The organism is Amycolatopsis sp. NPDC051128, from assembly GCF_040682715.1.
GTDB lineage: Bacteria > Actinomycetota > Actinomycetes > Mycobacteriales > Pseudonocardiaceae > Amycolatopsis.
This window is the reverse complement of record NZ_JBFBBN010000030.1, coordinates 1-13810: the sequence shown is the minus strand read 5'-3', so window position 1 is coordinate 13810 and position 13810 is coordinate 1. Positions and strand designations below refer to the sequence as shown.

Sequence of the window (13810 nt, the reverse complement as noted above, 5' to 3'; positions counted from 1 at the left end):
CCCGGTGAGCTCACCGGTGACAACGGGCCGTCTGGTCCTGGCCGCTACTCCGCTCGGCGACGTCCGCGACGCCTCGCCACGCCTGGCGGAGGCGCTGGCGGAAGCGGACGTCATCGCGGCCGAGGACACCCGGCGGCTGCGGTCACTGACTTCGGCGCTGGGCGTGACCCCGCGCGGCCGGGTGGTGAGCTTCTACGAGGACGTCGAGACGGCGCGCCTGCCCGGGTTGCTCGAATCGCTGCGGGCGGGCGAGACGGTGGTGCTGGTGACGGACGCGGGCATGCCCAGCGTGTCCGACCCTGGCTTCCGCCTGGTGGCGGCGTGCGTCGCGGAGGATCTGGCGGTGACCTGCCTCCCGGGCCCGTCCGCGGTGACGACGGCGCTCGCTTTGTCCGGTTTGCCGTGTGACCGGTTCTGCTTCGAGGGTTTCGCGCCCCGGAAGCCGGGCGAGCGCGCGAAGTGGCTTTCGTCGTTGCGCGACGAGCCGCGGACGGCGGTGTTCTTCGAGTCCCCGCACCGGCTGGCCTCGACGCTTTCCGACGCGGCTTCGGCGCTCGGTCCGGAACGAAGGGCCGCGGTGTGCCGGGAGCTGACGAAGACGTACGAAGAGGTGAAGCGGGGGACGTTGGCCTCGCTGGCTTCGTGGGCTTCGGAGGGGGTGCGCGGGGAGATCACGGTGGTGCTTTCCGGGGCGGAGCCGCGCGCGGTCTCGGTGGCCGACCTGGTGGACGAGGTGTCCTCCCGGGTGGCGGCGGGCGAACGGCTGAAGAATGCGGCGGCGGAGGTCGCCGAGGCGACGGGTGTGTCCAAAAAGGAGCTTTACGACGCGGTGCTGGCCTCGCGGGTCAAGTGAGCAGCGCGGTCACGGCGGCGTGCGCCTTCGACGCGTCCGGCGCGTCCCCGGTGATCACGTCCGTGTACACGAACGACTCGCCGATCCGCACCAGCAGGTAGGCCAGGTCCGGCACCGGCAACGGCGGCGCCAGCCGCCCCGCCGCGACCTCCGCGGAAAGCAGTGACTCCAGCTCCGCGGTCGTCCGCCGCTGGCAAACGCTCGCTCGAGTCGTCAGCAACCGCAATGCCCGCTCCGGCTCCCGGCGCAGGAAGTCACGGAACGGCGGTGACTCGTTCGCGAACCGCACGTACCCGCTGACGAAGTCGGCGATCCCGGCTGCTCCGCGCCCGGCGCAGGCGGGGCGCAACCGGGCGATCGAAGCCGCCGACAGCGACCACAAGATCTCGCCGAGCAGGCGGTCGCGTGAGCCGACGCGGCGGTGCAGCGTCGCCCGGCTGATCGACAGCTTCTCCGCCAGTTCGCCCATGTCCACGCGACGGCCGGACAGGAACCACTCGCGCGCCTGCTCGAACTCCTGAGACATATGTCAGAATGTCTCACATCGAGCAGCCCAGAGCGAGAGGGACGCGACATGCGCGCAGTGCAGGTGACCGAGTTCGGCGGACCCGAAGTGCTCAAGCCGGTCGAGCTGCCCGAGCCGGTGGCCGGCCCGGGCGAAGTCCTCATCGACGTCGAGCGCGTCGGTGTCAACTACGCCGACACCCACCAGGCCGAGAACAGCTACCTCGCGCCCAGCAAGCTGCCCCTCGTCCCCGGTGGTGAGGTGGTCGGGACGCACGAAGGCAAGCGTGTCGTCGCTCTGCTCAACGGCGGTGGCGGGTACGCCGAAAAGGCCGTCGCGCCCGCGGCGACCACCTTCCCCGTTCCCGACGGCATCGACGACCTGACCGCGCTGTCCATGCTGGTCCAGGGCGCCACCGCCTGGGTGCTGCTCCGCAAGAACGCCCATCTCGAGGCAGGCGAGTCGGTTGTCGTGCACGCCGCCGCCGGCGGGGTCGGCACCATCGCCGTCCAGCTCGCCAAGGCCTGGGGCGCCGGCCGCGTCATCGCCACCGCCAGCAGCGACGAGAAGCGCGCCCTCGCGCTCGAACTCGGAGCCGACGTCGCCGTCGACTCGCGCGCCGAGGACATGACCGCGACCCTCGTCGAGGCGAACAACGGCCGCCGCGTCGACGTCGTGCTCGACATGGTCGGCGGGACGACGACCGACCAGAGCATCGCCGCCCTCGCGCCGTTCGGGCGGCTCGCCTTCTACGGCATGGCCGGGCGGGAGAACCCGAAGCCGGTCGAAATGCGCAACCTCCTCGGTCACAGCACCACCATCAGCGGCATGTGGCTGCCGCACGTGTTCCGCCTGCCGGGCAACGTCTTCGGCACGGCGCTGACCGAGCTGTTCGACCTCGTGCTGGCCGGCAAGCTGAAGGCGATCCAGGGCGGCGAGTACGCGCTGTCGGACGCGCGCGCCGCGCACGAGGCCCTGCGCTCCCGCAAGACGGTCGGCAAGCTACTGCTCGACCCCGCCAAGTAGCGGGCCGGCCAGGAGGTGTTCCAGGGGTGCCGCCTTGTGGAGGCACTCCTGCCACTCCGCCTCCGGGTCCGAATCCGCCGTGATGCCGCCGCCCACCCCCAGTGCGATCGTGCCCGAAGCGATCTCGAACGTCCGGATCGCCACGTTCAGCTCCAGGCCCGCCACCGGCGACAGCAGCCCGATCGCGCCCGTGTACAGGCCGCGGCCGGACGGCTCCAGCGAAGCGATGAGGTCCAGCGCGCGGATCTTCGGCGCGCCCGTCACCGAGCCGGGCGGGAAGGTCGCGGCCAGCAGGTCCGCGTCGGAAACCTCGGGGCGCAGCACTCCGGTGACCGTGGAATCCAGGTGCCAGACCCCCGGCGCCGGCCGGACCTCCAGCAGCGACGGCACCTTCACCGATCCCACCTCGCACACCCGGCCCAGGTCGTTGCGCACCAGATCCGTGATCATCACGTTCTCCGCGACGTCCTTCGCGGACTGACGCAGCAGCCGGGCGTTCCCGTCGTCCGCGGGCCCGCGCCGCGGGAGCGTCCCCTTGATCGGCGTCGAGCGGACCGAACGCCCATGGCGCGCCAGGAACAGCTCCGGCGAGAACGAGACCACCGATCCCCACGAGCCGGTCAGGAAGGCCGCGCGGCGGGGAGCCAGCGAAGACACCCCGGCCGCGAACAGGGCGACCGGGGAGCCCGAGAACGAGCCGGTGAACCGGCAGCAGATGTTCGCCTGGAACAGCTCCCCGGCCTCGATCGCGTGGACGCACGCCTTCACCGCGTCCCGGTGTTCCGAGGGCAGCGGACGCCGGAGCGGCCCGGCCGACCACGCCCCGGCCGCGGGGGGCGAGGCCAGCAGGGACTCCATTGTGGACACCGACGGGCCGCCGCCGTCCAGCGACTCCAGGTGGCACGTCCCCGAGGCGGACCAGCGCAGCACATGGTCCGCCCAGCCCCACGCGGAAGCGGGCAACGCGCCCGAGCGGCCCGATGGGTCGGCCAGGTCGTAGGACAGGGAGCCGAACCAGCCGCCGCCGATCACCTCCGGTGGTGCGTCGACCTCCGCCGGGGAAGAGGGAAACTCCCGGGGCGACACCGTGAGGGACGGCGCGATGACGGCCCGCGCCCCGAACCAGTCGCCGGAGAGCATCGCGGGTGGCGGGAGCCCGCGGGAACGGGCGTGCGCAGCCAGCGTCGAGAGCGCGCGCGACGGCGTCACGTCCGTCCGGAGTGCTCTGCTCGTCACGCGCATGGCGACATTGTCGCCGGTCCTACAGCAAAAGGTCGCCCAATGTGAACGGGTACACGACGGCGTTCTGCTCCACCGGCCCGGCGATGCCCGGCACGCCGGGCGCGCACGCGTGCTGGTGCACGCCGAGCCGCGAGTGGAACCAGCCGGCCCGCCCGGGGATGCCGTTGTGCCGGACCAGCCACAGCATGACCTCGCTGTCCGCCCAGCGGTCGGGGTGCAGCCGGTGCGCCCAGCAGTCGTGGTCGGCGTAGACCAGCACCCGCTCGATGCGCGCCGCGTGCCGGACGTGCTTGATCCACGCCTTGATGAACCGGTCGTCGACGCTCGGTGCCGCGACTTCCAGCGCCGGCGCCAGCGAGCCGGGCGCGAACGCGCCGAGCCGGCTCGCCGTCCGCACGAAGAAGTTCGCTTGGTCGTGCACCGCGCCGGGGCGGGCGTAGTGCCGGCCGCCGACGTGCAGCCCGGCTTCCTGCGCGCCGGTCAGGTTGCGCTCCGCGGCGGAGCTGGTCCAGTTGACGTTCTCGCTGATCGTCACCGACACGAACCTGGTCTCGGCGGCGCGGACGGCGTGCCAGTCGGTCACCTGCTCGCGGTGGGACAGCGAGATCCCGTGTTCGCTGTCCGGTTCCGTCACAGTCCGCCCCTGGCACGTCGGTGAAGAGCACACCATACGTCGCCAGGAGCGGACTCGCAGTGGCCAACGCGCCGTTGATCAGACCTTCTTGATCAGGCACTTTCCCGTTGGAAGGTCCGGGTGCCCCACCACACGGACAACACCGCCATCACCAGCACCACGACGCTGCCGGTGATCAGCGCGTCCATCGTGAAGTCGCCGCGGAACGTGTTCCGTTCGACGTCGACCACGTGGCGGAACGGGTTGATCTGGGAAATCGTGTACAGCCACCGCGGCGCGACGCCCGCCGTGATCGGCAGCAGGATCCCGGAGAGCAGCAACAGGGGGATGAGCACCGCGTTGAGCAGGGCGGGGAACGTCTCCTCGCTCTTCAGCGTCAACGCCAGCGCGTACGAGCACGACGCCAGCGAGACCGCCAGCAGGAAGACGATCACCAGGCTCAGCAGCACCCCGCCCACCGGCGCGTCGAGGTCGAACGCCAGGTACGCCAGCGCGATGATCAGCAGTGCCTGCACGACGGCCTGCGACGCGCTGGCCAGCACCTTGCCCAGCAGCAGCGCCGTGCGGCTGACCGGCGTCACCCGGAACCGCTCGACGACGCCGGAGCGGTATTCGGCCAGCAGCCCGAACCCGACGAACGAGTTGCCGAACAGCGCCAGCTGGACGATGAGCGCCGGGGTGAGCAGCATCCAGCCGTCCACTTCGGACAGGCCCCGGGCCTGCATCGCCTTGACCATCAGCGGCCCGAACAGGAACAGGTACAGCAGCGGCTGCATGATCCCGATCACGATCCAGGTCGGGTTGCGCAGCGCCGCCCTCATGTCGCGGCGGAAGATCAGCCAGGTGTCACGCGGCACGGCCGGCCTCCTCGGCTTCGCGCAGCGAACGGCCGGTCAGCGTCAGGAAGACGTCGTCGAGCGTCGGCCGGTGCACCTGCACCGACAGCATCGCGATGTCCTTGGCGTCCAGCGCGCGCAGCAGGTTCGGCAGCGCGACGTCGCCGCGCGGCACGCGGAACCGGATCGTCCCGCCGGCCACCGAGAGCTCGTGCGCGCCCTCCTGCCGCCCGGCGATCTCCGCGGCGTCCGCGCCCTGTTCCGGGGCGACGCCCACCTCGACGCGGTCGCCGCTGACCCGCGCCTTCAGCGCGTCCGGCGTGCCTTCGGCGACGATCCGGCCGTCGTCGATCACGATCAGCCGGTCCGACAGCGCGTCCGCCTCGTCGAGGTAATGGGTCGTGAGGAAGACCGTGACGCCCTGTTCGGCGCGCAGCCGGCGGATGTGGTTCCACAGGTTGGCGCGGCTCTGCGGGTCGAGCCCGGTCGACGGCTCGTCGAGGAACACCAGCCCCGGCGAGTGGATCAGCCCGAGCGCGATGTCGAGCCGGCGCCGCTGCCCGCCGGAGAGGGTCTTGGTCAGCCGCTGGTCCAGTCCGGTCAGGTCGAGTTGCTCGATGAGGTCGGCGCCGCGCGCGATCGCGTCGGCCTTGCTCATCCGGTAGAGCCTGCCCTGCAGTTCGAGTTCGTCGGCGACCTTGCTCTCCGGCGCGGTGCCGCCGCCCTGCGCGACGTAGCCGATCCGCTCGCGCACCCCCAGCGGGTCGGCGAGCAGGTCGCAGCCGCCGACGGTCGCGGTGCCCGCGGTCGGCTTCAGCAGCGTGGTCAGCATGCGCAGGGTGGTCGTCTTCCCGGCCCCGTTCGGCCCGAGGAAGCCGACCAGCTCGCCCGCTTCGACGTCGAGGTCGACGCCCTTCACCGCGTGTACTTCGCCCCCGTTGCGGCCCTTGCGGCGGAACCGCCGCTCGAGACCGCGTGCCCTGATCATGGAGAACCCCTCTCAAGTATTCAATCTTGACTAGTTGAACCACACACTGTGCCCGAGGAGCATGCGCTAGTCAAACTTGATTACCGGGCCGGGGGTTCCCCGGCGGCGCCGGTGTCGTCGGCCATCACGTATTCGCCCGCTTCGAGCCGGGCGACCAGGCCTTCGAGCCAGGCGAGGCTCGCGTCGGTGATCCCGCCCCACAGCCGGTACAGCTCACTCACGTGCTCGGGGGTGCCCAGCTCCATGTGGGCCTTCAGCTCTTCCGCCATCAGCTTCGCCTGCCGCTGCTCGGCCTCCAGGTGCACCAGCCGCTGGCGGAGCAGGTTGATCACGCGGGCGCGAGGCAGCGTGGTCATCAAGGAGATCGCGGCCGACAGATCGGGGTGGTTGAGCTGGGGATCGGACAGCGCCTTCGCGATCAGCACCTGGTACTCGTGCTCGCCGACGTCGGTGAGCCGGTAGGCGGTCCGGTCCGGACCGCCCTCGCCGGGCTCGACGTCCACCAGCTCCAGCAGCTCTTCGGCGGCCATCTTCTTCAGCGCGTGGTAGATCGATCCGGGCTGGACGTTGGCCCACTTGTCCGCCGACCAGGTCAGCAGCTCGCGCCGCACCTGGTAACCGTGCGCGCGGCCGAACATCCGCACCACCCCGAGCACGAGCAACCGTGTCGCCGACAACTGGACCTCCCTCCCGTCAAAGCGCGTGACGCCCTCCGTAGGCTAATAAGGTATGAGCACCCCTGTGTTGACCGCGGTGGCCTGGCCCTACGCCAACGGCCCCCGCCACATCGGCCACGTGTCCGGATTCGGCGTCCCCTCCGACGTCTTCTCCCGCTACCAGCGAATGGCCGGCAACCGGGTGCTCATGATCTCCGGGACCGACGAACACGGGACCCCGATCACCGTCCAGGCGGACAAGGAGAACTCCACCCCGCAGCAGACGGCGGACAAGTACACCCGCCAGATCGGCAACGACCTGCAGGGCCTTGGACTGTCCTACGACCTGTTCACCCGTACCACGACCGGCAACCACGCCGAGGTGACGCAGCAGATCTTCCTGGCGCTGCACCGCAACGGCTACGTCGTGCCGAAGACCACGCGCGGCGCGATCAGCCCGTCCACGGGCCGCACGCTGCCCGACCGCTACGTCGAGGGCACCTGCCCGATCTGCGGGTACGACGGCGCGCGCGGCGACCAGTGCGACAACTGCGGCAACCAGCTCGACGCCGCGGAGCTGATCAACCCGAAGTCGCGGATCAACGGCGAGACGCCGAAGTTCGTCGAGACCGAGCACTACTTCCTCGACCTGCCGGCGTTCACCAAGACCCTCGGCGACTGGCTGGGCACCAAGACCGACTGGCGGCCCAACGTCCTCAACTTCACCAAGAACCTGATCGACGACATGCGGCCGCGGCCGATCACGCGCGACCTCGACTGGGGCGTCAAGATCCCCCTCGACGGCTGGAGCGACCAGCCGATGAAGCGGTTCTACGTCTGGTTCGACGCGGTGATCGGGTACTTCTCGGCCAGCGTCGAGTGGGCCCGCCGGTCCGGGAACCCGGATGCGTGGCAGGAGTGGTGGAACAACGCCGACGCCCGGTCGTACTACTTCATGGGCAAGGACAACATCACCTTCCACGCCCAGATCTGGCCGGCGCTGCTGTTCGGGCACAACGGCGAGGGCGACAAGGGGGGCGAGCCCGGCAAGTTCGGCGGGCTGCACCTGCCGGACGAGATCGTCTCCAGCGAGTTCCTCACCATGAGCGGCTCGAAGTTCTCGACCTCGCGCGGGCGCGTGATCTACGTCGAGGACTTCCTGCGCGACTTCGGCCCGGACACGCTGCGGTACTTCATCTCGGTCGCCGGCCCGGAGACCCAGGACACCGACTTCACCTGGGACGAGTTCGTCCGCCGGACCAACTTCGAGCTGGCCAACGAGTGGGGCAACCTGGTCAACCGGTCCATCTCGATGGCGCACAAGAACGTCGGCGCCATCCCGCGTCCGGAAGCCCCCACGGCGGCCGACGAGGAGCTGAAGGCGCTGTCGCGCAAGGCTTTCGACACCGCCGGCGCGCACCTGGCCCGGTCCCGGTTCAAGCTGGCGGCGAGCGAGGCGATGAAGGTCGTCACCGCGGCGAACAAGTACATCTCCGACCAGGAGCCGTGGAAGCTGAAGGACGACCCGACGCGCCGCGACACCGTGCTGCACACCGCGCTGCAGGTGGTGAGCGACGCCAACACGCTGCTGACGCCGTTCCTGCCGCACTCGGCGCAGAAGGTGCACGAGGCCCTCGGCGGCACCGGCGTCTGGGCCGCCCAGCCGGAGCTCAAGGAGGTCGAGGACCTCGACATCGCCGGCCGGGTCAACCCGATCCTCACCGGCGACTACGCGGCCGAGCAGGCGAAGTGGGAGTCGACGCCGATCGAGGTCGGCAAGCCGCTCGCCAAGCCGTCGCCGCTGTTCGCCAAGCTCGACCCCGAGCTGGGCGAGACCGGTCCGGAGTGGGCACCGATCGTCAAGGAGTAAGAGGTATGCATGGGTGACGAGAAGCGCGAGCTGCCGCCGGTCCCGGACCGGCTCCCGGTGGCGGTGGTGGACGCGCACACCCATCTCGACGCGTGCGGCGCGATCACCGCGGCCGATGTCAAGGCTGTGGTCGATCGCGCCGAGCGCGCCGGCGTCGCGCGCGTCGTCACGGTGGCGGACGACCTCGCCTCGGCCCGCTGGGCCGCGGAGGCGGCCACCTGGGACCCGCGCGTGTTCGCCGCGGTCGCGATCCACCCGACGCGGACCAAGGAGTTCGGCGACGCCGAGAAGGCCGAAGTGGAGCGCCTGGCGGGGCAGGAGCGCGTCGTCGCGGTCGGGGAGACCGGCCTCGACTACTACTGGGACTACTCGCCGCACGACGCCCAGCAGGAGGCGTTCCGCTGGCACATCGACCTGGCGAAGCGGCTGGACAAGCCGCTGATGATCCACGACCGCGACGCCCACGAGGACGTGCTGCGCATCCTGGCCGAAGAGGGTGCGCCGAATGCCGTAATTTTCCATTGTTTTTCCGGGGACGCCGAAATGGCCCGCACGTGCGTCGGTGCGGGATATGTCCTTTCCTTCGCGGGCACCGTGACGTTCAAAAACGCGAAGGGCCTCCACGAGGCGGCGCGGCTCTGTCCGCCGGGGCAGTACCTCGTCGAGACGGACGCGCCGTTTCTGACCCCCCACCCGTTCCGTGGGCGGCCGAACGAGCCGTACGGCGCGGCCTACACCGTCCGTCACCTCGCGGCCCTCAGGGGCGAAGCTGTGCACGAAGTCGCCGAATCGGTCCGGACCACCGCCGAGCGGGTCTACCGGCTGCCGAGCGTTACCCAGGGTTGAACGCATTGCTACATCAGGGTTCCGCGCTCCGCCACTTGGTGCGTGACCCAGGTCACGACGCTCCGAGGGGTGTTTGCGTAACCCGCCGGGACCCGTTACTGTCCCGTGATCGTGCCGGTCGGTACTGCACACTGCAGTTGCCGACTGTTACGCCCACAGTCACGTCAGTGCACGTCGGGGAAGCGGAACCGGGTAGGTACGACCGGAGCCGTGACGATGGCGCCGACTGCGGGCCCAGACGTAAAGACGCCGCCCCGAACGGCGTCTTGGGAAAGGGAACGACAGCGGTGACAGGTAGCAGACAGGCTGGAGCGCGCTCCGCGGCCGTACTCGACCGTGAATATTACGAAGAAACCGCGTACGGCCAGCTCGACTTCTCGGATGACCCGAACATCACGCAGCAGGACATTCTCGCCGCGCTCGGCCCCGACGCCGAAGCGATGATGGCCGAGATCGACGTCGATGTCGACGAGCTGATCCGCCTCATCAACGCCGAGACCACGTACCTGCCGCCGATCGTCATCCCGGACGGGTTCGACGCGGACCGCACGACGTCGCCGCAGGCCAAGCGGGCCGCGCTGGACGAGGGGCTCCGCCAGACCACCAAGGTCTGGAAGCGCCGGTTCCTCAAGGGCGCCGTCCTCAGCGTGATGATCAGCGTCGCCGGTGGCGGCGCGGCCGCGCTGGCGATGAACAAGAGCGTCACCGTCGACGTCGACGGCCACCAGCAGACCGTGCACTCGTTCGGCGACACCGTCGGCGAGGTGCTCGAGGACGCGGGCCTGTCCGTCGGTGAGCACGACTCGCTCTCGCCGTCCCCGCAGGCCGAGGTCGGCGACGGCGGCGTCATCAAGCTCGAGCGCGGCCGACAGCTGAAGCTGATCGTCGACGGCGCCGAGCGCACCTCCTGGGTGCGCGCGACCCACCTCGGCGACGCGCTCAGCCAGCTCGGCATGACCGATGTCGAGAAGGCCGGCACGTGGATGTCGATGCCGAAGGACGGCGAGCTGCCCCTGCAGGGCGCCACCGTCGAGATCAAGACCCTCAAGAACATCACGCTCTTCGACGGCGCGAACGGGCCGAAGAAGGTCACCACGACCGCGCTCACCACGAAGGAGTTCCTGGGCGAGTACAAGCTCACCCTGGGCCCGGAGGACGCGGCCGAGGGCGGTCTGGACGTCAAGCTGACCGACGGTGCCGAGGTTCACATCAGCCGCACCGGCGTCTCGATGGTCAACCAGAAGGAGACCATCGCCCCGCCCGAGCAGCGCGTCGACGACCCGGACCTCGAAAAGGGCAAGACCAAGGTCGAGGACCCCGGCACGCCCGGCGAGAAGATGGTGACCTACAAGGTCACGCAGAAGAACGGCAAAGAGGTCGCCCGCGAGAGCGTCTCCGAGCAGGTCCTCACGGCGGCGAAGCCGAAGATCATCCACGTCGGCTCCAAGAAGCCCGCCGAGCCGGCGATCGGCGACACCTCGGTGTGGGACCGCATCGCGCAGTGCGAGTCGACCGGCAACTGGGCCATCAACAACGGCAACGGCTACTACGGCGGCCTCCAGTTCGACAAGCGCACGTGGGACGCCTACGGCGGCGACCAGTACGCGGCTTACCCGCACCAGGCCACCAAGGCCCAGCAGATCGCGATCGCGGAGAAGGTCCGCGACGCCCGCGGCGGCTACAGCGCCTGGCCGGTCTGCGGCAAGAGGGCCTGACGCCTCTTTCGAAACGGCCCCCGCCTCCGGCGGGGGCCGTTTCGCGTGCGCCCCCTCAATCACGCGAGATGCCCCGCCAATCACGCGAGTTCCGCCTTCAATCACGCGAGTTCCGGCCCTGATCACGCGAGTTCCGGCCAGGAGCACGTGAGCCGACCCTCTGGGTACGCGAGCCGACCCTCTGGGTACGTGAACCGACCGTCCAGGTGCGTCGGCCGACCCCCTGGGTAGGCTCGTCCGGTGGTTGAACTGTTGGGACCTGCCGAAATCCGCGGGCTGGCGGCCGAGCTGGACGTGCGGCCGACCAAGAAGCTCGGACAGAACTTCGTGCACGATCCCAACACCGTCCGCCGGATCGTCGAGCTCGCCAGGGTCGGCCGGGACGACGTCGTCCTCGAGGTCGGGCCCGGGCTCGGGTCGCTGACGCTGGGGCTGCTCGCCACCGAGGCGCGCGTCGTGGCCGTCGAGATCGATCCGGTGCTCGCCGAACGGCTGCCGAAGACCGTCGACGAGCGGGGAGCCGAGGCGGCCGGACGGCTGACCGTCGTCGGGGCCGACGCACTGCGCATCACCGCGAAGGACCTGCCCGCCGAGCCGACCACCCTCGTCGCCAACCTGCCGTACAACGTCGCCGTGCCGGTGGTGCTGCACCTGCTGGCCGAGCTGCCGTCGTTGCGCCGCGGCCTCGTCATGGTCCAGACCGAGGTCGCCGATCGGATGGCCGCCGGGCCGGGCAGCCGGATCTACGGCGTGCCGAGCGTCAAGCTCGCCTGGTACGGCAGCGCGCGGAAGGTCGCCGCCGTGCCGCGCTCGGTGTTCTGGCCGGTGCCGAACGTCGATTCCGCGCTCGTCGCCTTCGAACGCGGCGACGTGCCGGCGTCCGAGGACCGGGAGCGGCTCTTCGGGCTGGTGGACGCCGCCTTCTCACAACGCAGGAAGACGCTCCGCGCCGCGCTCGCGGGCTGGGCCGGCTCGGCCGAGCGCGCCGGGGAGCTGCTCGCGGCCGCCGGGATCGACCCCAAAACCCGCGGCGAGCAGCTCGACGTGCACGCCTTCGCCCGGCTCGCCGCCGCGCGTTAGCCCCGCGGTATCTCCACAGTGGAGGCGGCGAAAATACCCCTCGTCGCGCTCGATCCCGCGATTCGGACACCGCCAGTCGTGTGATCTGGGCCGACAGGCTTGCTTTCGCTCCTCGGGATCGGTTTTACTCAGTACGTCCATCCCGAGCGACTGAGAGACCTGGCTCGCCGAAGTCGCAGCAACCACCCTCCACAGGGCAGGTGCTACCGCCAGGACCGATGGAGGCCGTGTTCGATGAAGAGGGTAGCTCGCCCCCTGCTGCTGACCAGGCGTCGCGTTGTCGACGAAGGCCGCCGCTCCGTGACCGCATGTCGACGCTCCCGTTGAGCTAGTCCGAGCCGTCCCACCCTTCTTCACGCACCGTCCATAGCGGACGGACATTCGCTTGCGGCCGGGCGCGCCCACGTGTGGCGTCGCCCTGTTTTCTGGAGCCTTCGTGATCACCGTCGAAAATCTGTCCAAGTCCTTTGCCCTCAACGGAAATCCGGTCGTCGCGCTGCACGACGTGAGCGTCGACGTCCAGGCCGGCTCGCTGTTCGGCGTGGTCGGCCCGGCCGGCTCCGGCAAGTCCGTCCTCGCCCGGTGCATCGCGCTGCAGGAGCGCCCCGACCGCGGCGTCGTCCGGCTCGACGGCCTCAACACCGGCACTCTCGACGGCCGCCGGCTCCGCGAAATCCGCCGTCAACTGGGTGTCGTTTCCACGAAGCCGGAGCTGATCGCCGAGCGCACCATCGCCGGCAACATCGCCTCCCCGCTCGAGCAGCTCGGCGTCGACGGCCCGCAGCGCCGCAGCCGGGTCGGCTCGCTGCTCGACCTCGTGGGCCTGACGCCGCGCGCCGCACAGCGTCCCGGCGAGCTCACCGCCGGTCAGCTCCGCCGCGTCGCGGTGGCGAAGGCGCTGGCCGCGGGCCCCGCGGTGCTGCTCGCCGACGACCCGACCGCCGGCGTCGACCCGGAGGAGGCCGGCGCGGTGCTGACCGTCCTCGACCGGGCACGCTCCGAGCTGGGTGTCACCGTCGTGCTCACGACGCCGGACGCGGGCGTGGTCCGCCGGGTCTGCGACGACGTCGCGGTGCTCGAAGACGGCACGGTCGTCGAGCGCGGCACGGTGCTCGACCTGATCTCGGACCCCAGCAGCCGCACCGCGCAGGCGCTGCTGCCGGCGATCGAGACCTCCCGCGCGCAGGCGGCGCGCTACGACCGCTCGGCCGACGTCGTGCTGGTCGGCTTCGCGTCGGTCGGCGCGCTGCTGCCCGAGGCCGCCGGCCGCTTCGACGTCGAGTTCGCCACCATCGGCGGCGGCCTGACCCGGATTGGCGACACCCCGGTCGGCCGGTTCCGCCTCGGCGTCCGCGGCGAGCGGGCCGACGCGGCGCTGGCGTGGGTCGCCGAGCGCGGCGGTCACGTCACGCACACCGCCCGCGGCCCGCAGGGCATCGCGGCGGCCTGACACGCACGTCCCAAGCGCCCCAATGTGGCGTTGGTTGCGTCCAACGCACCCAATGTGGCGGTGCGGGGGGGACTCACCCCGAAGGACACCACAGCGGCGACGCGCTGGC

Annotated in this window: 13 protein-coding genes and 1 riboswitch; of the genes, 7 read left to right on the top strand and 6 right to left on the bottom strand. The window is 70.6% G+C overall.

What is annotated here, in order from left to right; translation table 11 throughout:
* Window positions 1–16: 16 nt before the first annotated feature.
* Window positions 17–853, top strand: a complete 837-nt coding sequence (gene rsmI / locus AB0M82_RS27245) for a 16S rRNA (cytidine(1402)-2'-O)-methyltransferase (RefSeq protein ID WP_364727613.1) — start codon at window positions 17–19, stop codon at window positions 851–853.
* Here the strand turns inward: rsmI and AB0M82_RS27240 are convergent.
* Window positions 846–1379, bottom strand: coding sequence for a QsdR family transcriptional regulator (locus tag AB0M82_RS27240; RefSeq protein ID WP_364727395.1), 534 nt, complete (start codon window positions 1377–1379; stop codon window positions 846–848). The two genes, rsmI and AB0M82_RS27240, sit on opposite strands and share 8 nt — an antisense overlap.
* Before the next feature lie 48 nt (window positions 1380–1427).
* Here AB0M82_RS27240 and AB0M82_RS27235 point away from each other — a divergent pair, with 48 nt between their 5' ends.
* Window positions 1428–2384, top strand: a complete 957-nt coding sequence (locus AB0M82_RS27235; protein ID WP_364727392.1) for a zinc-binding dehydrogenase — start codon at window positions 1428–1430, stop codon at window positions 2382–2384.
* Here the strand turns inward: AB0M82_RS27235 and AB0M82_RS27230 are convergent.
* From AB0M82_RS27230 to AB0M82_RS27210, 5 genes are all read right to left on the bottom strand, one after another.
* Window positions 2361–3626: an aminodeoxychorismate synthase component I gene (locus AB0M82_RS27230; RefSeq protein ID WP_364727389.1), complete on the bottom strand. Its 1266-nt coding sequence runs from the start codon at window positions 3624–3626 to the stop codon at window positions 2361–2363. The genes AB0M82_RS27235 and AB0M82_RS27230 overlap by 24 nt on opposite strands.
* A gap of 19 nt (window positions 3627–3645) precedes the next feature.
* Entirely contained in the window at window positions 3646–4260 is a 615-nt protein-coding gene (locus AB0M82_RS27225) for a GH25 family lysozyme (RefSeq protein ID WP_364727386.1), read from the bottom strand.
* A gap of 92 nt (window positions 4261–4352) precedes the next feature.
* Complete coding sequence (locus AB0M82_RS27220; protein WP_364727384.1) at window positions 4353–5117, bottom strand: ABC transporter permease; 765 nt, start codon at window positions 5115–5117, stop codon at window positions 4353–4355.
* Complete coding sequence (locus tag AB0M82_RS27215) at window positions 5107–6084, bottom strand: ATP-binding cassette domain-containing protein (RefSeq protein WP_364727381.1); 978 nt, start codon at window positions 6082–6084, stop codon at window positions 5107–5109. Before AB0M82_RS27215 ends, AB0M82_RS27220 begins: the two co-directional genes overlap by 11 nt.
* 80 nt (window positions 6085–6164) lie before the next feature.
* Window positions 6165–6761: a PadR family transcriptional regulator gene (locus AB0M82_RS27210; protein WP_364727379.1), complete on the bottom strand. Its 597-nt coding sequence runs from the start codon at window positions 6759–6761 to the stop codon at window positions 6165–6167.
* A gap of 52 nt (window positions 6762–6813) precedes the next feature.
* On the opposite strand from AB0M82_RS27210, the gene metG reads away from it, so the two are divergent.
* The 5 genes from metG to AB0M82_RS27185 all read left to right on the top strand — a co-directional run bounded on the left by metG (window position 6814) and on the right by AB0M82_RS27185 (window position 13701).
* A complete protein-coding gene (gene metG, locus AB0M82_RS27205) occupies window positions 6814–8610 on the top strand; it encodes a methionine--tRNA ligase (RefSeq protein ID WP_364727376.1) in 1797 nt (598 codons plus the stop codon).
* 9 nt (window positions 8611–8619) lie between these two features.
* Window positions 8620–9456, top strand: coding sequence for a TatD family hydrolase (locus tag AB0M82_RS27200; protein WP_364727373.1), 837 nt, complete (start codon window positions 8620–8622; stop codon window positions 9454–9456).
* A gap of 287 nt (window positions 9457–9743) precedes the next feature.
* On the top strand, window positions 9744–11171 hold the full coding sequence (locus AB0M82_RS27195; RefSeq protein ID WP_364727371.1) for a transglycosylase family protein: 1428 nt from the start codon (window positions 9744–9746) through the stop codon (window positions 11169–11171).
* A gap of 240 nt (window positions 11172–11411) precedes the next feature.
* Complete coding sequence (gene rsmA / locus AB0M82_RS27190) at window positions 11412–12251, top strand: 16S rRNA (adenine(1518)-N(6)/adenine(1519)-N(6))-dimethyltransferase RsmA (protein WP_364727368.1); 840 nt, start codon at window positions 11412–11414, stop codon at window positions 12249–12251.
* Window positions 12252–12385: 134 nt separating this feature from the next.
* Window positions 12386–12476: riboswitch (SAM riboswitch) on the top strand.
* A 211-nt stretch (window positions 12477–12687) separates the two neighbouring features.
* Window positions 12688–13701, top strand: a complete 1014-nt coding sequence (locus AB0M82_RS27185) for an ATP-binding cassette domain-containing protein (protein WP_364727365.1) — start codon at window positions 12688–12690, stop codon at window positions 13699–13701.
* Window positions 13702–13810 lie beyond the last annotated feature (109 nt).